Below are 20,568 nucleotides of genomic sequence, written 5' to 3'. Positions count from 1 at the left end.
CATGCCCGCGATCCAGTCGGAACTCGACGTCAACGGCGAGGACTTCGCCCGCAACCGCGAGGCCATGCTCGCCGCCGTGGCCGGCTTCCGCGAGTTGGAGCAGAAGGTCCTGGACAAGGCCGCCGAGGCCAGGCCGAAGTTCGAGAAACGCGGCCAGCTGCTGCCGCGCGAACGCCTGGCGCTGCTGCTCGACCCGGGCGCGCCGTTCCTCGAACTGTCCTCGCTGGCCGGCTACAAGCTGCACGACGACAAGGACGGCACCCAGGCCGGCGGCGGGATCATCGCCGGGATCGGCTACATCGCCGGGGTGCGCTGCCTGGTCAGTGCCAGCAACAGCGCGATCAAGGGCGGCACCATCTCCCCGACCGGGCTGAAGAAGACCCTGCGCCTGCAGCAGATCGCCATGGAGAACAAGCTGCCGGTGGTGACCCTCACCGAAAGCGGTGGCGCCAACCTCAACTACGCGGCGGAGATCTTCGTCGAAGGTGCGCGCGGCTTCGCCAACCAGGCGCGGATCTCCGCCATGGGCATTCCCCAGGTCACCGTGGTGCATGGTTCCAGCACCGCCGGCGGTGCCTACCAGCCGGGGCTGTCGGACTACGTGGTGGTGGTGCGCGGCAAGGCCAAGATGTTCCTCGCCGGGCCGCCGTTGCTCAAGGCCGCCACCGGCGAGATCGCCAGCGACGAGGAGCTCGGCGGAGCCGAACTGCACGCGCAGGTCGCCGGCACCGCGGAATACCTGGCGGAAAACGACGCCGACGGCGTGCGCCTGGCCCGCGAGATCGTCGGCATGTTGCCGTGGAACGCACAACTGCCGGCGCGCCCGGCGCGTTCCTGGCGTGAACCGCTGTACCCGGTGGAGGAGCTGCTCGGGGTGGTTCCGGCCGACCCGAAGAAGCCCTACGACGTCCGCGAGATCGTCGCGCGCATCGCCGACGGCTCCGAGTTCCTCGACTTCAAGAACGAGTTCGACGGCCAGACCGTCTGCGGCCACCTGCGCATCGAGGGCCACGCCTGCGGCCTGATCGGCAACAACGGACCGATCACCCCGCAGGGCGCGGCCAAGGCGGCGCAGTTCATCCAGCTCTGCGAACAGAGCAACACGCCGCTGCTGTTCCTGCACAACACCACCGGCTTCATGGTCGGCACCGAGTCGGAGCGCCAGGGCGTGATCAAGCACGGCTCGAAGATGATCCAGGCGGTGGCCAACGCCCGCGTGCCCAAGCTGACCCTGGTGGTCGGCGGCTCCTACGGCGCCGGCAACTACGCGATGTGCGGACGCGGCCTCGACCCGCGCTTCATCTTCGCCTGGCCGAACAGTCGCACCGCGGTGATGGGCGGTGCCCAGGCCGGCAAGGTGCTGCGCATCGTCACCGAGGAGAAACACGCCAAGGAAGGCAAGGAAGCCGATCCGAAGATGCTCGAGATGCTGGAAACCGTCACCGCGCAGAAGCTCGACAGCCAGTCCACCGCGCTCTACGGCACCGCCAGCCTGTGGGACGACGGCCTGGTCGACCCGCGCGACAGCCGCAGGCTGCTCGGCTACCTGCTGGATATCTGCGCGGAAGCCGAGGCGCGGCCGCTGAAGGGCAACAGCTTCGGGGTCGCGAGGTTCTGACTGAAACAGGCGAGCCGGCGACAGCCCCTCTCCCCGCTCTCCCTGAAGGAAGAGGGTTGGGAGAGAGCAAGCGGATCCTGCCGGAAAACAATGATGCCCAGGAGGAAAGACAACCCATGATCTTCACCCAGGAACACGAGGAACTCCGCCGCACCGTTCGCAGCTTCGTCGAGCGGGAAATCAACCCCAACGTCGACCAGTGGGAAAAGGACGGCCGCTTCCCGATCCATGAGATCTTCCGCAAGGCCGGCGAACTCGGCCTGCTGGGCATCTCCAAGCCGGAGAAGTTCGGCGGCATGGGCCTGGACTACAGCTACTCGATCGTCGCCGCCGAGGAATTCGGCAGCATCACCTGCGGCGGCATCCCGATGGCCATCGGCGTGCAGACCGACATGTGCACCCCGGCCCTGGCCCGCTTCGGTTCCGACGAGTTGCGCGAGGAGTTCCTCCGCCCGGCCATCGCCGGCGAGATGGTCGGCTGCATCGGCGTCTCCGAGGTCGGCGCCGGCTCCGACGTCGCCGGCCTGAAGACCACCGCGCGCAAGGACGGCGACGACTATGTGATCAACGGCAGCAAGATGTGGATCACCAACTCGCCGTCGGCCGACTTCATGTGCCTGCTCGCCAATACCTCCGACGACAAGCCGCACGTCAACAAGTCGCTGATCGTGGTCCCGATGAAGACCCCGGGCATTACCCTCAGCCCGCACCTGGACAAGCTCGGCATGCGCAGTTCGGAGACCGCCCAGGTGTTCTTCGATAACGTCCGCGTACCGCAGCGCAACCGCATCGGCGCGGAAGGCGCCGGCTTCATGATGCAGATGCTGCAGTTCCAGGAAGAACGGCTGTTCGGCGCGGCCAACATGATCAAGGGCCTGGAGCACTGCATCGACGTCACCATCGAGTATTGCAAGGAGCGCAGGACCTTCGGCCAGCCGCTGATCGACAACCAGGTCATCCACTTCCGCATGGCCGAGATGATGACCGAGGTCGAGGCGCTGCGCGCCCTGGTCTACCAGGCCACCGAGCTGTACGTGAAAGGCAGGGACGTGACGCGCCTGGCTTCCATGGCCAAGCTCAAGGCCGGCCGCCTCGGCCGCGAGGTCAGCGACGCCTGCCTGCAGTACTGGGGCGGCATGGGCTTCATGTGGGACAACCCGGTCTCCCGCGCCTACCGCGACACCCGCCTGGTATCCATCGGCGGCGGTGCCGACGAGATCATGCTCGGCATCATCTGCAAGCTGATGGGCATCCTGCCGGGCAAGAAGAAAGGCTGACGTTCCAGGAGGAAACCGGCATGAGCCTGCCGCATTGCGAGACCCTGCTGCTGGAACCCGTCGAGGGCGTCCTGCGGATCACCCTGAACCGCCCGCAAAGCCGCAACGCCATGAGCCTGGCGATGGTCGGCGAACTGCGCGCGGTGCTCGCCGCCGTGCGCGACGACCGTAGCGTGCGGGCGCTGGTGCTGCGCGGCGCCGACGGGCACTTCTGCGCCGGCGGCGACATCAAGGACATGGCCGGTGCCCGCGCCGCCGGGGCGGAAGCCTACCGCACGCTGAACCGCGCCTTCGGCAGCCTGCTGGAGGAAGCCCAGGCCGCCCCGCAACTGCTGGTGGCGCTGGTGGAAGGCGCGGTGCTCGGCGGCGGTTTCGGCCTGGCCTGCGTGTCGGACGTAGCGATCGCCGCCGCCGATGCGCAGTTCGGCCTGCCGGAAACCAGCCTCGGCATTCTCCCGGCGCAGATCGCGCCTTTCGTGGTCCGCCGCATCGGCCTGACCCAGGCCCGCCGCCTGGCCCTCACCGCCGCCCGCTTCGACGGCCGCGAGGCGCTGCGCCTGGGCCTGGTGCATTTCTGCGAGGCCGACGCCGATGCCCTCGAACAGCGCCTGGAGGAAACCCTCGAGCAACTGCGCCGCTGCGCGCCGAACGCCAACGCCGCCACCAAGGCCCTGCTGCTGGCCAGCGAAAGCGGCGAACTCGGCGCCCTGCTGGACGATGCGGCGCGCCAGTTCGCCGAAGCGGTGGGCGGCGCCGAAGGCAGCGAAGGCACCCTGGCCTTCGTACAGAAACGCAAGCCGGTCTGGGCCCAGTGAGCCACGACCGCGAAACAGGGCAACAGCCTCCAGGAGCCGAACGACATGCCCAGCTTCAACAAGATCCTCGTCGCCAACCGCGGTGAAATCGCCTGCCGGGTGCTGCGCACCGCCCATGAACTGGGCTACCGCAGCGTCGCCGTGTACAGCGAGGCGGACGCCGACGCCCGCCATGTGCAACTGGCCGACGAGGCCGTGTGCATCGGCCCGGCAGCGGTGGCGCAGTCCTACCTGAACCTCGAGGCGATCCTCGACGCCGCCCGTCGCAGCGGCGCCGAGGCGATCCACCCCGGCTACGGCTTCCTCTCCGAGAACGCCGAGTTCGCCCGTGCCTGCGAAGCCGCCGGGATCGTCTTCATCGGCCCGGATGCGGAAGCCATCCACCTGATGGGCAGCAAGCGCCTGTCGAAGATCGCCATGCTCGCCGCCGGGGTGCCGTGCATCCCCGGCTACGAAGGCGCCGAACAGGACGACGCGACCCTGCGGCGCGAGGCCGAACGCATCGGCTACCCACTGATGATCAAGGCCAGCGCCGGCGGCGGCGGCCGCGGCATGCGCCTGGTGGAGGAACCCGACCAACTGCTGGAGCAGTTGCGCACCGCACGCTCGGAAGCGCTGGGCGCCTTCGGCAGCGCCGAACTGATCCTGGAGAAGGCCGTGCTGCGCCCGCGCCATGTGGAGATCCAGGTGTTCGGCGACCGCCACGGCAACCTGCTCTACCTCGGCGAACGCGACTGCTCGGTGCAGCGCCGCCACCAGAAGGTCATCGAGGAAGCCCCCTGCCCGGTGCTCGATGCCGACCTGCGTCGCGCCATGGGCGAGGCGGCGGTGAAGGCCGCGGCTTCGGTCAACTACGTGGGCGCCGGCACCGTCGAGTTTCTTCTCGGCGAGGATGGCCGCTTCTACTTCCTGGAGATGAATACCCGCCTGCAGGTCGAACACCCGGTCACCGAACTGGTCACCGGCCAGGACCTGGTGGCCTGGCAGATCCGCGTCGCCGAGGGCCATCCGCTGCCGCTGCGGCAGGAACAGGTGGAACTGCGCGGGCATGCCATCGAGGTCCGCCTCTACGCCGAGGACGCCGGTCGCGGCTTCCTGCCGCAGACCGGCACGGTGCTGCGCTGGGACCCGGAACTGCTGCCCGGCGTACGCATCGACCATGGCCTGGTCGAGGGGCAGGCGGTGACGCCCTTCTACGACCCGATGCTGGCCAAGCTGATCGCCTACGGGGCGACCCGCGACGAAGCCCGGCGCAAGCTGATCCGCGCGCTGGAGCGCTGCGTGCTGCTGGGGGTCGACGGCAACCAGCGGTTCCTCGCCAACCTCCTGGCGCATCCGGACTTCGCCGCCGGCGAGGCGACCACCGCCTTCATCGGCGAACGCTTCGCCGAAGACCCCAGCCTGCAACCGCGCCAGCCGGGCGCCGAGGAACTGGCCCTGGCCGCCGCCCTGCTCTACCAGGCCGGCGCCGAGGCCAGTGCGCACCAGCCCGGCCTGGCCGGCTGGCGCAGCGCCGCCGGGGCACCGTGGAAGATCGTCCTGAAGCACGCCGAACAGCGCCTGGAGATCGGCCTGGACGTCCTCGAAAGCGGTCGCCGGCCGCGACTGCTGGCGCGCCTGGAGCGACGCGAGATCGCCGTGCGCCTGCTCGACTGCGACGGACGCTGGGCCAGCGCCGAACTCGACGGCATTCGCCGCCGCCACGCCTACCACCTGGACGGCGGGCGCCTCTGGCTATACGGCCACGGCGGCAACCTCGAACTGCTCGACGTCACCCACGCCGGCGCCAGCGCCCAGGTCGGCGCCAGTTCCGGCACGCTCAAGGCGCCGATGGACGGCGCCATCGTCGAGGTGCTGGTCGGCGAGGGCGAACGGGTCGGCAAGGGCCAACTGCTGCTGGTGCTGGAGGCAATGAAGATGGAACACCCGCTGAAGGCCGGAGTCGACGGCGTGGTCCGCCGCGTCCAGGTCGGCCGTGGCGAGCAGGTGCGCAACCGGCAGGTGCTGGTCGAGGTGGAAGCCGACGCCTGAGACAACCCGCCGCTCATCCGCAACGACAACGACAAGAAAACGGAGACGCCCATGTCACTGCACGGCAAGACCCTGTTCATCACCGGCGCCAGCCGCGGCATCGGCCGGGAGATAGCCCTGCGCGCCGCGCGCGATGGCGCCAACCTGGTGATCGCGGCGAAGAGCGCCGAGCCGCATCCGAAGCTGGAAGGCACCATCTTCAGCGTCGCCGCCGAGGTCGAGGCCGCCGGCGGCCAGGCCCTGCCGCTGCAACTCGACGTGCGCGACGAGCAGGCCGTGGCGGCGGCCATGGCCCGCGCCGCCGAACGCTTCGGCGGGATCGACGCGCTGGTCAACAACGCCGGGGCGATCCGCCTGGTCGGGGTGGAGAAGCTGGAGCCCAAGCGCTTCGACCTGATGTACCAGATCAACACCCGCGCAGTGCTGGTCTGCAGCCAGGCCGCCCTGCCCTACCTGCGCAGGAGTGCCAACGGCCACATCCTCAGCCTGTCGCCACCGATCAACCTGGCCGGCAGGTGGTTCGCCCAGCACGGCCCCTACACGGTCACCAAGTACGGCATGAGCATGCTTACCCTGGGGATGCACGAGGAGTTCGGGAAATACGCCATCAGCGTCAACGCGCTGTGGCCGAAGACCATGATCGCCACCGCCGCCATCGAGTTCGAGCTGGGCAGCCGTGACGCCTTCCGCCGTGCGCGCACCCCGGCGATCATGGCCGACGCCGCGCACGCCATTCTCACCAGCGAGGGGCGCAGCCTCAGCGGGCGCCTGCTGGTCGACGAGGAATTGCTGCGCGAGCGCGGCCAGAGCGATTTCGAACAGTACCGCTACGACCCGGAGGGTGGCGCGCTGGTGCCCGACCTGTTCCTCGACTGAGGTCTCCGACGAAAGGCGCGCGGCGCTCTGCGGCGGGCTTCCGGGCTATTTGCCGAAGTGCCCCGGGGCGACCGCGCAACGGTCATAGCCGAGGCGGCGGCTGCGGTCTAGAGTCGCGGGAGCGTCCTACGCCCCGCACAACAACGACAAGCGCGAGAGCCATGACCCACGCCGACCTGATCACTTTCAACCGTTTCGTTGCCCGCCTGCCTGCCACCTTCGGCCGCGTGCCGCGCATGCTGCGCGGCCTGTACTACACCGCGATCCGTAACCGCGAGAAGAGCCTGTCCCTGGGCTGGGCGCTGGAGCGCGCGGCACGCCTGTACCCGGACAACCCGGCGGTGCTCGACGGCCAGCGGCGGATCAGCTACGCCCTGTTCAACGGCTGGGCCAATCGCCTGGCGCGCGCCTTCAAGGCCGAGGGCGTAGGCCACGGCAGCGTGGTCGCGGTGATGCTGGAGAACCGCGTCGAGCTGCTGGCGATCCTCGCCGCCCTGGCCAAGCTCGGCGCCATCGGCGCACTGGTCAACACCACCCAGCGCGGCAAGGTCCTGGTGCACAGCCTGAACCTGGTGAAGCCCGGCCACTTCGTGGTCGGCGAAGAGTTGCGGGAGGTGTTCGAGGAAGTCCGTCAGGAGGTGCTCGGCAACGCCGGCCATTGCTACTGGGTCGATGACGGCGACACCCTCGGCGATCCCGGCTCGCCGCCGATGGGCTGGCGCAACCTGATGCGCCTGGCCCAGGGGCAGACCTCGGAGAACCTCGAGGATACCGGCAGGGTGCGGCTCAAGGACTCCTGCTTCTACATCTACACCTCCGGCACCACCGGCCTGCCGAAAGCCTCGATCATGAGCCACGGCAAGTGGATCAAGGCCTACGGCGGCTTCGGCCATTCCGGCCTGGGCCTGGGCCGCGACGACGTGCTCTACCTGACCCTGCCCTGCTACCACAACAACGCCGTGACCGTCTGCTGGAGCGCGGCGCTCGCCGGCGGCGCGGCCATGGCCCTGCGCCGCAAGTTCTCCGCCAGCGGTTTCTGGAAGGACGTACAACACTACCGGGCGACCTGCTTCGGCTACATCGGCGAGCTCTGCCGCTACCTGCTGAACCAGCCGCCGTGCGCCGAGGAACGCGGCAATAGCCTGACCTGCATGATCGGCAACGGCCTGCGCCCGTCGATCTGGGCCGAGTTCAAGCAACGCTTCGAGATCCAGCGGATCACCGAGTTCTACGCTTCCAGCGAAGGCAACATCGGCTTCACCAACGTATTCAATTTCGACAATACGGTGGGCTTCTCCCCAGCCACCTACGCCATCGTCCGCTACGACCTGGAGAACGACCGCCCGGTGCGCGACGCCAAGGGCTTCATGGAGAAGGTCGGCAAGGGCGAGGTCGGCCTGCTGATCAGCGAGATCAGTGCGAAGTGGCCGTTCGACGGCTACACCGATCCGGCCAAGAGCGAAGCGGTGATCCTCCGCGACGTGTTCAAGAAGGGCGACGCCTGGTTCAACACCGGCGACCTGATGCGCGATATCGGTTTCAAGCACACCCAGTTCGTCGACCGTCTCGGCGACACCTTCCGCTGGAAGGGCGAGAACGTTTCCACCACCGAGGTGGAAAACGCCCTCGGCGCCTTCGACGGGGTCGAGGATGCGGTGGTCTACGGCGTGGAGATTCCCGGCACCAACGGCCGCTGCGGGATGGCCGCGCTGCGCCTGGCCGATGGCGTCGAACTGGACCGCGACGCCCTCGCCGCGCACCTCGACCGCGAGTTGCCGGCCTATGCCACGCCGGTGTTCCTGCGCCTGCTGCGCGAAGTCGAGACCACCGGTACCTTCAAGTACAAGAAGACCGACCTCAAGCGCGACGCCTACGATCCCGCGCGGGTCAGCGACAAACTCTTCGTCAGGTTGCCCGGCAGCGCCGGCTACCAGCCGCTGGACGCGGAGCTGTACCAGGCGTTGCAGGAGCAGCGCTACCGCTTCTGAGCACCGGGGCGGCCTACTGGCGGAACTCGAACTGCAACTCGGCCCCTTCCAGGGGCCGCGACACGCCCAGTTCGCGGTCGCGATAGAGCAACTGGCCGTTGAGGCGGAAGTCGCTGTCGTCTTTTTCCTCGAACATCGGCGGCAACAGCGGCTTGGGCTTGTGAGTCTCTTCCGTGCCGGGCGGGGCCATCTCCTGTACCAGTTCCTTCGGCAGGCGCAGGTCCAGCTTCGCGCTCGGCAGCGGCTTGCGCACCTCGGGATCGAGACGGGCGGTGGAAGCGCGCCTCGCCGGCGCCGGCTTGTCCTTGGCGACCGGCCTGCTGGCCGGCTTCGGCGGCGTAGCCGCAGACTTCGGCTTGGCCGGCGGCTTGGGTTCGGCAACCTGCTCCGCGGCTGGCGCGACCTTCTTCGCAGCGGCTTTCGGCGCGGCAGGCACGGCAGGCGCTGGCTCCGCTCGTGCAGGCTTCACTGGCCTGGCAGGGGCGCGCTGCTCCTGCGGCGGTGCTTCCGGGGCTTTCTTTTCCGGTGCCTTGGAACCGTCATCACAGGCCGCCAGGAAGCAACCGAAAAGAACAACGACGCAAATTCGGCAAAGACGTTTCATAGTCACGCAGGTATGGCCAATTGCGGCAATGCTGACGGCAGACTGCAACCAAGGCAAGGGGTCACTATCGTCATCCTGGCACTCTCTCGGTTGTTCGCACCATGTCTAACCTGTCATGCACGGATAACCGCTTGATGTCAGCCCGCGACGCCATCGCGGCGTCGCGGGCCATGGTCGTCACGGCTGTTTCCGGGCGCTCGCGGCTATCGTCGCGAGGCGTTCCAGTCGTTCCAGCAGGTTCTCTCCGGGGAAGCGTTTCTGCAGCTCGGCCAATTGGGTCGCGGCCTGCTCCGTCTTGCCCTGCTCACGCAGGGCAAGGACCGCCCCGAGCGCCTCGTCGAGCACCTCCGGCTTCACCGCAACCGCCTTGCCCCTGGCCTGGGCGACGAAGTCGCCGGCCAGCTCCGCCTGGACCTTCGCCTGCTGCGCAGCCTGGGCCGGCGGTCGGTCGGCCAGGGCAGCCGGAGCCGGCGGCGCGGCCTCGGCCATCAGTTGCGGCGCCTCCCCGGACGATGCGTAGCTGGCCAGCAAGGCCGGGGGCTCCGACATCTCGCTGGACAGCGGAGCCGGCGCCGCCGGCGCGCGCATGGCCCGCTTCGCCGTGGCGGCCCCGGTGACTCCGTCGCGCAGGGGCACATCGCTGAACGCCACTTCGGGAGGAGCCGGGCGCTCGGCGTCGTCCAGCACATTGTGGCTGACCAGCCCCAGCACCAGCGCCACGCCCAGCAGGCTGGCGAAGGCCGCCTGCCAACGCGGCCTGCGGGAGGCTTCCAGCCAGCGCCGCCACCAGGAGCGGGCGGGTTCGACATGCGCCGCCTGGCGACGCGCAGCGGCGAGTATCGCCTGGTCCAGCGCCGGCACCGGCTGCTGCGGCGTATGGGCGCGGAAATGCGCCAGCATCTGCTCTTCGGCGACGCTCGCGGAATGCTTCTGTGGGTTCATACCGCCACCTCCTCGGCCAGCAGCCGGCGCAGCTTCTGCACCGCGTAGCGGAAACGGCTCTTCACCGTCTCCAGCGGCGACTGGGTGAGCGTGGCGATCTCGGCCAGTTCCAGTTCGCCGTGGGCGCGCATCAGGAATACCTCGCGCTGCTCCTCGGGCAGGGTCTCCAGCGCGCTCTGCAAGCGCTCGCCGTCGCGGCTCAGGCTGAGCTGCTGCTCGGGGCCGGCGCCCTGGTCGGGTTGCGCGTGCAACTGTTCGTCGTAGCTGTCCTGCAACGGCTGGCGCTGGCCATGCTTGCGCCAATGATCGATCAGGCGGTTGCGGGCGATCTGGTAGAGCCAGGTGCGGAAGCTCGCCCGGCCCTGCGGCTGGCTCTCGCTGCGGATCAGGCTGAGCCAGGTTTCCTGGTAGATCTCGTCGGCCAGTTCGGTCTGTCCGGCCAGGCCGCAGAGAAAACGATAGAGACCTTGCCGGTGGCGCTGGTAGAGCACCTCGAAGGCCGCACTGTCGCCCTTGCGGTAACGCGCCAGCAGCGTTTCGTCGCTGCCGGCGGCCGTCGTGGCGCTGGTGGAGGCATGCATGCCGCTGGTCGACTCCTGTCCTGTGTCAAAGGCGACCGAGAGCAGGCTCATCGGCCACATCCTTCGCGGCGCGCATCGGCGTCGCCACGAAACGCCCGGGCCGTCGCCAGAAGCGCGGCCGGAGCGGCTATCGGTAGACATTTTCCAGCGTCGGACAGTTCGGCGAAAGTGCCGGTCCGGATGGAAGCCGGGAAAAACATCGAGACGACCTCATCGTGCAGCGGAGATACCCGCTGAGACGAAGCTGTCGGTGGATTCGGGTTAAACCCCGGGAAAATTCTTCGCGGACTGTCGCGAGGCGCCCCTCAGCCAAGGGAGCGCCTCGCGCTCAGGCGGCGATCAGGCCTTCCTGGCACAGCTGCCCGGCAAGCATGCCGAGGGTCATGATCGCCCGCTCCGCCTCGCGGTTCCAGGGAATCCCGCAGGTCAGCCGCAGGCAGTTGTTGAACTGCTCGGTGTTGCTGAAGATCAGCCCCGGGGCGATGCTGATGCCCTGCTCCAGGGCTCGCACATGGAGTTCCTTGGTGTTGACCTTGGCCGGCAGGCTGACCCAGAGAATGAAGCCGCCCTTGGGCCGGGTCATCTGCGTACCTTCCGGGAAATACTGCTGCACCGCCAGCTGGTAGGCGGTCATGTTCTTCCGGTACTCCTGGCGGATGTAGCGCAGGTGACGGTCGTAGCCGCCGTTCTCCAGGTAGGCGGCGACGCCCATCTGGGTCACGGTGCAGGCCGAATGGGTGGTGAAGGTCTGCAGGCGACGGATCTCCTCCTGGTATCGCTCGGCGATGATCCAGCCGATGCGTACGCCGGGGGAAATGGTCTTGGAGAAACTCGAGCAGTAGATCACCCGGCCATCGCGATCATGGGACTTGAGCGAGCGCGCCTGGCCCTGGTCGAACATCAGTTCGCCGTAGATGTCGTCCTCGACCACCCCGATGTTGTGCTCGGCGGTCAGTTTCAGCAGTTGCTTCTGGCGATCCTCGGGAATCGTCCCGCCGAAGGGATTGCTCAGCCGCGCGGTCAGCACCAAGGCCTTGATCGACCACTGGTTGGCCGCCAGTTGCAGCGCTTCAAGGCTGATCCCGGTGCGCGGGTCGCTGGGGATCTCGATGACCTTCAGGCCCAGCACGTCGGCCAGTTGCAACAGGCCGTAGTAGCTCGGCGACTCGGTGGCGATCAGGTCGCCGGGACGGGTCAGCACCCGCAGGGCCATATGGATCGCATCCACGCAGCCGTGGGTGATGGTCACCTGCGACGGGTCGACCACCACGCCGGCGTCGCGCATGCGGATCGCCACCTGCCGCCGCAGCGGCTCGAAACCGGGGCTGAACATGTAGCTGAACGCCCGTGGGCTCTGGAAGCGGGTGACCTTGGCCAGTTGCTGGTGCAAGGCGCGCACCGGCAGGTAGTCCACGTGCGGCACCGCCGCGCCGAGCGGGAATACCCCTTCGCGGCGGGACTCGGCGAGCACCTGGTTGATGATGCTGCTGCGGGTGACCAGGCCGGGACGCTCGACCCGCGCGATATCCGGGGTCGGCGCGGTCAGCGCCGGGGTGCGGTGGACGTAGAAGCCGGATTGCGGACGGGCGCGGATCAGTCCCTGGTCCTCGAGGGTGGCGTAGGCCTGCAGCACGGTGGCGTGGCTGACGTTCAACTGGGTACTGAGCTTGCGCACCGACGGTACCCGCTCGCCCGGCTGGTAGACGCCACGGCGAATGTCCTCGGCCAACTGCTGGGCGATGCGTTGGTAAAGCAGCAGATTGGTCATGGCGGGTTTTCCTCGGCGATTGAACCGAAACAGTAGCTCAATTCGTGAAACTGCTCCAGAACAGTTCGGCCGACAACCAGGCATACAGTCGCAAAACTGTACGGGTCGGTCGCAGAGACGGCGCGTTCGCGAGAAAAAGAAAACCCGGTCGGTCGCCACCGGCCGGGTACGGGCGGGAAACAGTCCGCCAAGAGCCGCCTGGGGAGCGGCCATAGGGAAAGTCAGAAACGCAATGCGTCCGCCGCCGCGCTCTCGCCGGTCGACGCTTGCCAGGCGAAGGGGCTTGGCGCCAGGCCGAGATCGCCGAACAGGCGGTAGTCCGGGACGGCGGCGGGCTGGCGGGCGGCCGGGGAAAAATCATCGCGGCCGAGGCGGGTGACCAGAACCCGGGCCTGCACCTGCAACGCCACCAGGCTGAGGCTTTCCCGCGCCGTGCAGCCCGCCTCGCCGCACGCCACCGGCGAGTCCTCCAGCAGGAGCTCCTGGCGACGGGCTTCGGCAATCGCGCGGAGTTCGGCGGCGAAGGACGGCTGGCACAGGCTCAGCAACAACGGCAGGACGAAACGGGCAAAGCGGGGCTGGCGGATCATGCGGATTCCTCGGCTGCGGCGGGATGGCTCCCGGGGGGCTGGCGAGGATTGTTCCGCAACTGGCGGTCGAGATGTTTCGAACCCGGTCAGGCGAGTTCGTGGAGCCAGTTCATCACGCCCAGGGCGATCAGTTCGGCGTCGCTGTTGAGGCCTATCTTGACCATCGCGTTCTTCTTGTGGGTGCTGATGGTCGACACGCTGCGCATGGTCCGCTGGGCGATCTCGCTGACCGTGTCGCCACGCGCCAGGCGCCGGAGGATGTCCACCTCGGTGGGGCTCAGCGGCTTGCCGGTATGCCGCTGCGGGTGCAGGCCGGGGTCGAGGAAGGTCTGTCCGAGCGCCATGCACTCCAGCGCCGCCTTCAGCGTCTCCAGCGGGCTGCGCTTGCTGATGTAGGCCGAGGCGCCGCTGCGCAGGACCGCCTTGGCCAGCAACGGCGCGCTGAACACCGAGTAGACCATCACCTTCATTTGCGGGCAGTGCCGGGTCAGCCATTCCACCAGGTGGATACCGTCGCGGCTGCGCTGGCCCGGCAAGCCCAGCTCGGTGATCAGGATGCTTTCCGGCGGCAGGTCGGCCAGGCGCTCCACCAGGCTGTCGCTATCGCCGACCACCGCCAGCACCTGGCGTCCGCACTCCTCGCTGAGGTAGCGCTGCAGCGCCCACTGCATGACCGGGAAGGAATCGGCGATCACCAACCCCGGCAGGGTTTCGTTCGAACTCATTGCGCCTCTCTACTCGTTATAACGAAATACAAGGTGCTTATGCTGCACGGATTGCCGCTCGAACTAGTTCGATCCCGATGATAGCCCGCTCTTGCGCAAGTTCTGACAGAGAAATCCGGCGCCGCCCGGTTCGCCAGGCGAAAAAAGCCCCGGACCCTTTGGGGTACCGGGGCTTCCTGCGGCGGCGCGGTTCTCAGCGCGGCGCGCTGAGCTGGCCCTTGTCGTTGGAGAAGACGATCTCCACCCGGCGGTTCTGCGCCCGCCCCCGGTTGGAGGCGTTGTCGGTGACCGGGAAGGCTTCGCCGTAGCCGACCACCTGCATGCGCGCGGGATCCACGCCGAGATCGGCGAGCACGTCGGCCACCGCCTGGGCGCGCTCGCGCGACAGGTCGAGGTTGGCCTGCCTGTCGCCGACGCTGTCGGTATAGCCTTCGATGCGGATCACCCGCCGCGGATTGAGCTGGAGGAACTGCACCAGCTTCAGCGCGGTGCGGTTGGCCGCCGGCTTGAGTTCGGCGCGGTTGAAGTCGAACAGCACGTCGCCAAGGGTGAGCACCAGGCCGCGCTCGGTTTCCTCGGTGCTGAGACTGGCGATCTCCTCGCTCAGGCGCTGGCCCTGCTCCTGCACGCTGAGCAGCTTGGCTTCGCGCAGGGCCAGTTGCAGGCGCTCGCGCTCCAGTTGCAGGCGGGTCAGGCGCTCCTGGTTGAGGTTGAGCAAGGCGTGCTGGCGAGCGATCTCGCTGTAGCGCTGGCTCAGGTAGGCATACTGGATCACGTCGCTGCTGCTGCCCCAGTAGCTGGACAGGCGTTCGGCGCGGGCCAGCGATTCGCCGGCACGGATCACATCCTTGGGCGCCGCGCGGAGCACGTCGGAATCTTCCTTGACCTGGTCGAACTCGCTCTGCGCCTTGGCCAGCGACTGTTCGCTGAGCTTGTGGTCGGCGCAGCCAGCCAGCGCGGCACAGGCCAGCAGGGTGGCGAAGAGAGTCGCTTTGCCCGGCATCAGTCGGTCTCCCCCAGTTGCTTGCGCAGACGTTTCAGGCTCTTGTCCAGCTCGCCGAGCTGGTCCTTGCTCTTCTGCGTCAGCACCTTGGACTCGGCGAGGCGTGCGTCCAGTTCGGCCTGCTCGGCCAACAGGCGAGCCTTCTTGTAGGACTCCGCGGTCATTGCGATTTGCGCCGCAGCGTACTTGTCCTGGGCCAGTTTCAGCTCGGCCACGTCGTCGGTGGCACCCACCGCCTTGGCCTGCTCCAGCGCCTGTTCGGTCAGGCGCATCTGCTCCAGCGGAGCCGGGTCGTTGCTCGCACAACCGCTCAGGGTCAGCGCGGCGAGGCCTGCGGCCATCATCCATCGAATGCTCACAAGTCACTTTCCTGCGTAGTCGAGCTGGCGCCGGAAGCCGGCAATTGCTGGGCTTTCCAGCGTTCGAGATTGTCCTGCAAGAGCGTTACGGGAACGCCGGCAGCCGACAATTCTGTCATCTTTTTCGCCAGTTGTCCGCGCAGCCACGGATCGTTGCAGGCGGAGTTGTGCGACAGCGTCAGGTACAGCCCCTCGCTGCTCAGCACCGGTTCCAGCGCTTCCAGGTCGTCGGCCATGCCCAGCGCCTCGACCTGGGCCTGCCCGGGCAACGCCTGGTAGAGGAGGAACTCGCTGCGCTTGAGCATCAGGTCCTGCAAGCCCTGGGTCAGGCTCGGCACCGGCTTCAGGTCGAGACTGGCCTTGGCGAAGCGGTCGAACTCCTCGCCCAGGCTGCTGCCGGCCAGCACGCTGCCCTTGTGCCCGATCAGGTCGTCGCGGCCGATGAACGGGAACGCGGCGTCCTTGTTCACCCAGACCACCCCGCTGGTCATCAGGAACGGCGGATGCACATAGTCCATGCTGCCGAGCCGTGCCAGGGTCAGGTAGGCCCCGGCGAGCAGGTCGGCGCGACCGCTGGTCACCTCTTCCTGGGCCTTCTCCCAGGAGCCGCTGTAGAGCACGTCGATGCGCACGCCGAGCTCCTTGCCCAGGCGCTGCAACAGGTCGGCATTGGCTCCGATCAGGCGCTTCGGATCCTGCGGGTCGCGCCACAGGTAGGGTGGGTATTCCGGGTTGCCGGTGGCCACCAGGCGCTCGCAGGAGCCGGCCGCCGCGGCCAGCCCCGGAACGAACAGCGCCGCCAGCAGGATGCCGGCCAGGCGGCACGGGGAACAGCGAAAGGACATGGATTCAGGCTCCGCGGTACAGGGATGCGCGCAGCAGTCTGCCACATTTCCGCGCGCGCTCCCGCCCCGCTATTCCGATGGGTACCAGCGCGGCGTGTAGACCCAGGCTTCGCCGTCGGCGCGCGGGAAGCTGCAGGTGGTGGACGAGCCGATGATCACCAGGGTGCGCATGTCCACCTGCTCCGCACGCAGCTCGCCCAGGGTGGTGCGCAGCAGGCGCTCGCCGGGCCGCCCGATGTCGCGGCCGAGCACCACCAGGGTCTGCGGCGAACGATGGCGGGCGACGATCTCCAGCGCCCGTCCCAGTTGCCAGGGCCGCGCCCGCGAGATCGGATTGTAGAAAGCCATCGCCAGGTCGGCGGCGCCGGCCAGGTCGAGGCGCCGCTCGATCACCTCCCAGGGCTTGAGGTTGTCGGACAGCGACAGCAGGCAGAAATCGTGGCCCAGTGGCGCCCCCGCCCTGGCCGCGGTGGCCAGGGCCGCCGAGACGCCAGGGAAGATCCGCAGTTCGACCGCGTCCCAGGCCGGCTCGCCAGCGCCATGCAGGGCTTCCAGCACCGCGGCGGCCATGGCGAACACGCCGGGGTCGCCGGACGATACCACCACCACCGCCCTGCCCGTCGCCGCCAGTTCGAAGGCATGCCGGGCGCGCTGCAATTCCTCGCGGTTGTCGCTGCCATGCAGCACCTGTCCGGCGCGGAAGGGTCCTGCCATGTCGACGTAGGTCTGGTAGCCGAGGATGTCCTCGGCCTCGTCCAGTGCCCGCCGCGCCGCAGGCACCATCAGCTCGGCGCAGCCGGGCCCCAGGCCGATCACCGTGAGTCGGCCACGACGCTGGCCGATGCGGTCCATCGCCAAGGGCGCGGCGGCCACCGCCAGCCGGTCGCCGACCTGCTCGGCGGCGGGCAAGGCCTGGCGCAGGCGCGCAGCGGGATCGGCCTGCGCCAGGAAGCGCAGCGGTACGCCGAGCGCATCGGCGGCGGCCTGCAGGCGCGGATCGGCCATCCGCGCGCTGTCGGCCAGCAACCCGCCGAGCGCCGCCGCGGCCAGGCCGGCATCGGCCAGCGCCTGGCGCACCGCGTCGGCCGCCGCGTCGGCAGGTTCGAGCGCCGCCAGCACGCAGCGCGGATGGATCAGCAGTTCCTCGGCCCGCGGCGCACGCGCCGAGGGCGTCACGTGAATCGCCAGCGCTGCCTCCGGGTCGCGCGGCAAACGGGCCGCGTCGAGCCAACCGGCGGCACCCTCGACGCGCACCGGCTGGCCACCGAGCAAATCGGCAACGAAGCGCTTGCCCTGCTCCAGGTCGGCCAGGACATAGCCGGCGGGCGGGTTGAGCACGCAGGTGCCGAAGCGCAGCTCGCCGCTGGTGGTGATCGCCGGCGCCACGGCCAGCACCTCGCCGATTTCCCGCGCCAGCCGGTTGACCCCGGCCAGCCCGCCGAGCAGCGGCACCACCGCGCTGCCGTCCTCGGCCAGGGCCAGCACCGGCGGCTCCGCTCCCTTGCGTTGCAACAACGGCGCCAGGCTGCGAATGACGATGCCGGCGGCGCACAGGGCGACGATCGGGCGGCCGGCGCAATACAGTTCGCGCAGGGTGTCGCCGAAGTCCGTATAGGAACGGTCGGCCTCGACCCGCCCGGCGAGCCCGTGGACCAGCGCTCCGGGATAGCGCGCCTGGACCCGCCGCGCGGTATCCAGCGCGCCCTGGCCGAGGATGACGATGGCCGGAACCAGTTGGGCGTCACTCACCGCCGGCCCCTCCCTGCCACTTGTCGCCGGGGACGACGATCAGCGAGAAGTACGGCGACGCCATCGGCTCCACCCGTTCCAACGGCACGATCCGCTGGTTGGCCATGGTCGCCCGCTCGACGTACAGCGCGCGGCGCTCGAGGCCAAGCTCGACCAGCACGCGGCGGACCTTGTCGAAATTGCGTCCGAGCTTCATCACCACCGCCGCGTCGGCATCCGCCAGGCGCCGGCGCAACTCCTCCTCGGGCAGCACTCCGGAGAGCACCGAGAGGCTCTGGTTGCGGTACACCAGCGGCGCACCGAGCACCGCCGCGCCGCCGAGCATCGAGCAGACGCCAGGCACAACCTCGCTTTCGTAGCGCGTCGCCAGGCGGTCGTGCAGGTACATGTAGGAACCGTAGAAGAACGGGTCGCCCTCGCAGATCACCGCCACGTCGCGGCCGGCATCCAGGTGCGCGGCCAGTTGCTCGGCGGCGGTGTCGTAGAAATCGCTGATGATGGTCTCGTAGCACAGCGGCGGCTCCAGCTTCTCGGTGGTCACCGGATAGACCAGCGGCAGGCGCAGTTGGGCCTCGTCCAGGTGCGCCTCGATGATGCCGAAGGCGTTGCCTTTCTTGCCCTTGGCCACGAAATAGCCGACCACCGGCGCCGCACGCAGCAGGCGCAGGGCCTTGAGGGTGATCAGTTCGGGATCGCCGGGCCCGACGCCCAGGCCCAGCAGGCGGCCCTTCGCGACACTCATCATTCGCGCTCCGTGGCCAGGGCGTTCACCGCCGCGGCGGCCATGGCGCTGCCGCCACGGCGACCGCGGACGATCACGTAGGGCACCCCGCGGCTATCGGCGGCGAGCATCTCCTTGGATTCCGCGGCACCGACGAAGCCGACCGGGAAGCCCAGGATCAGCGCCGGTTTCGGCGCGCCGGCGTCGAGCATTTCCAGCAGGTAGAACAGTGCGGTCGGCGCGTTGCCGATCACCACCACGCTGCCCTCCAGGTGCTCGCGCCAGTGCTCCAGGGCCACCGCCGAGCGGGTATTGCCGAGTTCCGTGGCGAGCGCCGGCACGTCCGCTTCGTTGAGGGTGCAGATCACCCGGTTGGCGGCGGGCAGCCGCGAGCGGGTCACGCCTTCGGCGACCATCCGCGCGTCGCAGAGGATCGCCGCGCCGGCGGCCAGCGCGGCGCGGCCGGCGGCACCGGCGCCCGGCGAGAAGCGCAGGTCGTCGACCACGTCGATCATGCCGCAGGCGTGGATCACCCTGACCGCGAGCTTTTCCAGGTCGGCCGGGATGCCGGCGAGGTTCGCTTCGGCGCGGATGGTGGCGAACGACTGGCGATAGATCGCCTGGCCATCGCGGATGTAGTCAATCATGCGGGTTTTCCGGAAGTGGGCTGGGAAGGCAGGGCCGCCAGGTAGTCGGCGGCAGTGGCGAAAGTCAGGCGGCTGGCCAGCAACTGGCCGAATCCGGGGTGACATGGGTCGTGCCGGTACAGGTCGTAGAACCCGCCGCTGCGCGCCAGCAGGGTGAGCGGCGCGCGGTGAGCAGCGGCGCAGGACCGTTCGCAGCCGCACAGGTGCAGTTGCGGCAGGTCGCTGCGCGGGCCGAGGCGTTCGGCCAGGCGCAAGGCGTCGCCCTTGGTGTCGGCCAGGCCCTTGGCGCAGGCGCTGGAACCGCTGCAGGCGATCAGCCGCGCCAACGGCGCGTCGGGCTCGGTCAGCAGGCCGAGCCCGCGCAGGCCGAGCAGCGCCTGGTGGGCCTCGACGTGCGCCAGGTTCGGCAGGAGCACGCCTTGCCAGGGGGTCAGGCGCAGGCTGCCGTCGCCATGGCGTTCGACCAGCTCGGCCAGGCCTTCCAGGCAAGCGCTGTCGAGCCGGCCAAGCGGCGCCGCCGCGCCGACCATCGCCAGGCCTGGCTGGCGTTGCGGCTGGACGCCGAGATGACTCCACGGACGCCCCGGCGAACGCCGCCAGGCCGCCACCCGCTCGTCACGCCGCAGAGGGAAATCCAGGCGCGCCTGCAAGGCCTCCAGCAAGGGTTCTCCGGCCAGCTCCTGCAACAGGTGGCGCATCCGCGTCTGTTGCGGCTGGGCGCGTTCGAGGAACAGGTCGAGCAGCGCCAGCACCAGGGACTCGCCCCGTTCCGCCGGCAACGCCGCCAGGGGGCGGTCGCGGGCCGGGCAGCCGGCGAGTCCGAAGACCAGCGTCGCGGTCGGCGCCGCGGGCATCGGCGACAGCCAGATGTCATGGGGATGCTCGAGCATCGCCAGGTCTTCGCCACCGTCCAGCTGGATGGCGAACTTGGCCGACAGCGCGTGGTAGCGGCTGTCCGCCTGGAGCCGCAGCAACAGCCGAGCAGCCAGCGGGCGTACGTCCAGCGACAGGTGCGGATCGAGCCCGGCGGCCGGGCTGAGCATCAGGTTGCGCACGTCGTCGGCGCCGGCCAGGGGCCCATGCCGGGGACCGAGGCCGGCGTCCAGCAGGCGGCGGACAAGCCGCTCTTCCTCGCCGCGACGGACGCCGCGCAATTGCAGGTTGGAACGGTTGGTCGCCTCGATCACGCCGCTGGCGCAATCCCGCGCCGCGGCCGCCACGGCGCGTGCCTGGGCGGCGTCCAGGCGGCCGGCGTCGAGCTTGACGCGGCAGATGCCGCCGTCCAGCGCCTGGACGATACGCAGCAGGCCGGGACAGGGCGACGGACGTGGTACGGGCAGGGGCGCCGGGGTCTGGTCGTCGTTCAAAAACGCTACTCGAATCGGCGTCGCGGCGACCGCACCGCTGTCCCCCAGGGACAGACCACGGC

19 protein-coding genes are annotated in these 20,568 nt (G+C 69.0%); 6 read left to right on the top strand and 13 right to left on the bottom strand.

What is annotated here, in order from left to right:
* Position 1: 1 nt before the first annotated feature.
* The 6 genes from atuC to LE197_RS04150 all read left to right on the top strand — a co-directional run bounded on the left by atuC (position 2) and on the right by LE197_RS04150 (position 8,605).
* Positions 2 to 1,618: a geranyl-CoA carboxylase subunit beta gene (atuC, locus tag LE197_RS04175; RefSeq protein WP_003114738.1), complete on the top strand. Its 1,617-nt coding sequence runs from the start codon at positions 2 to 4 to the stop codon at positions 1,616 to 1,618.
* Positions 1,619 to 1,734: 116 nt separating this feature from the next.
* On the top strand, positions 1,735 to 2,895 hold the full coding sequence (gene atuD / locus LE197_RS04170) for a citronellyl-CoA dehydrogenase (protein ID WP_003101733.1): 1,161 nt from the start codon (positions 1,735 to 1,737) through the stop codon (positions 2,893 to 2,895).
* A gap of 20 nt (positions 2,896 to 2,915) precedes the next feature.
* Positions 2,916 to 3,710: an isohexenylglutaconyl-CoA hydratase gene (gene atuE, locus LE197_RS04165; RefSeq protein ID WP_003090995.1), complete on the top strand. Its 795-nt coding sequence runs from the start codon at positions 2,916 to 2,918 to the stop codon at positions 3,708 to 3,710.
* A gap of 45 nt (positions 3,711 to 3,755) precedes the next feature.
* Positions 3,756 to 5,741 carry a geranyl-CoA carboxylase subunit apha gene (gene atuF / locus LE197_RS04160; protein ID WP_003160590.1) on the top strand — a complete coding sequence of 662 codons (1,986 nt, stop codon included), beginning with the start codon at positions 3,756 to 3,758 and terminating at the stop codon, positions 5,739 to 5,741.
* A 51-nt stretch (positions 5,742 to 5,792) separates the two neighbouring features.
* On the top strand, positions 5,793 to 6,617 hold the full coding sequence (locus LE197_RS04155; RefSeq protein WP_003101741.1) for an SDR family oxidoreductase: 825 nt from the start codon (positions 5,793 to 5,795) through the stop codon (positions 6,615 to 6,617).
* A gap of 161 nt (positions 6,618 to 6,778) precedes the next feature.
* Positions 6,779 to 8,605, top strand: coding sequence for a long-chain-acyl-CoA synthetase (locus tag LE197_RS04150; protein ID WP_003138713.1), 1,827 nt, complete (start codon positions 6,779 to 6,781; stop codon positions 8,603 to 8,605).
* 13 nt (positions 8,606 to 8,618) lie between these two features.
* On the opposite strand, the gene LE197_RS04145 is transcribed toward LE197_RS04150, so the two are convergent.
* The 13 genes from LE197_RS04145 to cobG all read right to left on the bottom strand — a co-directional run bounded on the left by LE197_RS04145 (position 8,619) and on the right by cobG (position 20,506).
* Positions 8,619 to 9,041, bottom strand: coding sequence for a hypothetical protein (locus LE197_RS04145; protein ID WP_033970354.1), 423 nt, complete (start codon positions 9,039 to 9,041; stop codon positions 8,619 to 8,621).
* Between the two features lie 345 nt (positions 9,042 to 9,386).
* Positions 9,387 to 10,151, bottom strand: a complete 765-nt coding sequence (sbrR, locus tag LE197_RS04140; protein WP_033970356.1) for an anti-sigma factor SbrR — start codon at positions 10,149 to 10,151, stop codon at positions 9,387 to 9,389.
* A complete protein-coding gene (gene sbrI, locus LE197_RS04135; RefSeq protein ID WP_003119848.1) occupies positions 10,148 to 10,732 on the bottom strand; it encodes an ECF family RNA polymerase sigma factor SbrI in 585 nt (194 codons plus the stop codon). The genes sbrR and sbrI overlap by 4 nt, the downstream gene beginning before the upstream one ends.
* 328 nt (positions 10,733 to 11,060) lie before the next feature.
* Positions 11,061 to 12,500 carry a PLP-dependent aminotransferase family protein gene (locus tag LE197_RS04130; protein ID WP_003091003.1) on the bottom strand — a complete coding sequence of 480 codons (1,440 nt, stop codon included), beginning with the start codon at positions 12,498 to 12,500 and terminating at the stop codon, positions 11,061 to 11,063.
* Between the two features lie 221 nt (positions 12,501 to 12,721).
* Complete coding sequence (locus LE197_RS04125) at positions 12,722 to 13,090, bottom strand: hypothetical protein (protein WP_121289860.1); 369 nt, start codon at positions 13,088 to 13,090, stop codon at positions 12,722 to 12,724.
* A gap of 86 nt (positions 13,091 to 13,176) precedes the next feature.
* Positions 13,177 to 13,815 carry a response regulator transcription factor gene (locus LE197_RS04120; RefSeq protein WP_003091005.1) on the bottom strand — a complete coding sequence of 213 codons (639 nt, stop codon included), beginning with the start codon at positions 13,813 to 13,815 and terminating at the stop codon, positions 13,177 to 13,179.
* 193 nt (positions 13,816 to 14,008) lie between these two features.
* The gene (locus LE197_RS04115; RefSeq protein ID WP_003091007.1) at positions 14,009 to 14,818 is read right to left on the bottom strand and encodes an OmpA family protein; all 810 of its coding nucleotides are present in this window, start codon (positions 14,816 to 14,818) and stop codon (positions 14,009 to 14,011) included.
* Complete coding sequence (locus tag LE197_RS04110; RefSeq protein WP_003091008.1) at positions 14,818 to 15,177, bottom strand: DUF4398 domain-containing protein; 360 nt, start codon at positions 15,175 to 15,177, stop codon at positions 14,818 to 14,820. Before LE197_RS04110 ends, LE197_RS04115 begins: the two co-directional genes overlap by 1 nt.
* Complete coding sequence (locus tag LE197_RS04105) at positions 15,174 to 16,022, bottom strand: substrate-binding periplasmic protein (protein ID WP_003091009.1); 849 nt, start codon at positions 16,020 to 16,022, stop codon at positions 15,174 to 15,176. The genes LE197_RS04110 and LE197_RS04105 overlap by 4 nt, the downstream gene beginning before the upstream one ends.
* Positions 16,023 to 16,091: 69 nt before the next feature.
* A complete protein-coding gene (gene cobJ / locus LE197_RS04100) occupies positions 16,092 to 17,771 on the bottom strand; it encodes a precorrin-3B C(17)-methyltransferase (RefSeq protein ID WP_039027668.1) in 1,680 nt (559 codons plus the stop codon).
* Positions 17,764 to 18,516 carry a precorrin-2 C(20)-methyltransferase gene (locus LE197_RS04095; RefSeq protein WP_061194903.1) on the bottom strand — a complete coding sequence of 251 codons (753 nt, stop codon included), beginning with the start codon at positions 18,514 to 18,516 and terminating at the stop codon, positions 17,764 to 17,766. The genes cobJ and LE197_RS04095 overlap by 8 nt, the downstream gene beginning before the upstream one ends.
* Positions 18,513 to 19,139 carry a precorrin-8X methylmutase gene (locus LE197_RS04090; RefSeq protein ID WP_033976019.1) on the bottom strand — a complete coding sequence of 209 codons (627 nt, stop codon included), beginning with the start codon at positions 19,137 to 19,139 and terminating at the stop codon, positions 18,513 to 18,515. Before LE197_RS04090 ends, LE197_RS04095 begins: the two co-directional genes overlap by 4 nt.
* Complete coding sequence (gene cobG, locus LE197_RS04085) at positions 19,136 to 20,506, bottom strand: precorrin-3B synthase (RefSeq protein ID WP_070747961.1); 1,371 nt, start codon at positions 20,504 to 20,506, stop codon at positions 19,136 to 19,138. Before cobG ends, LE197_RS04090 begins: the two co-directional genes overlap by 4 nt.
* Positions 20,507 to 20,568 lie beyond the last annotated feature (62 nt).

The organism is Pseudomonas sp. PS1(2021) (assembly GCF_020405165.1).
GTDB classification, from domain to species: Bacteria; Pseudomonadota; Gammaproteobacteria; order Pseudomonadales; family Pseudomonadaceae; genus Pseudomonas; species Pseudomonas aeruginosa.
Note: the sequence above shows the minus strand (reverse complement) of the source record. Positions and strands in the feature narration are given on the sequence as shown.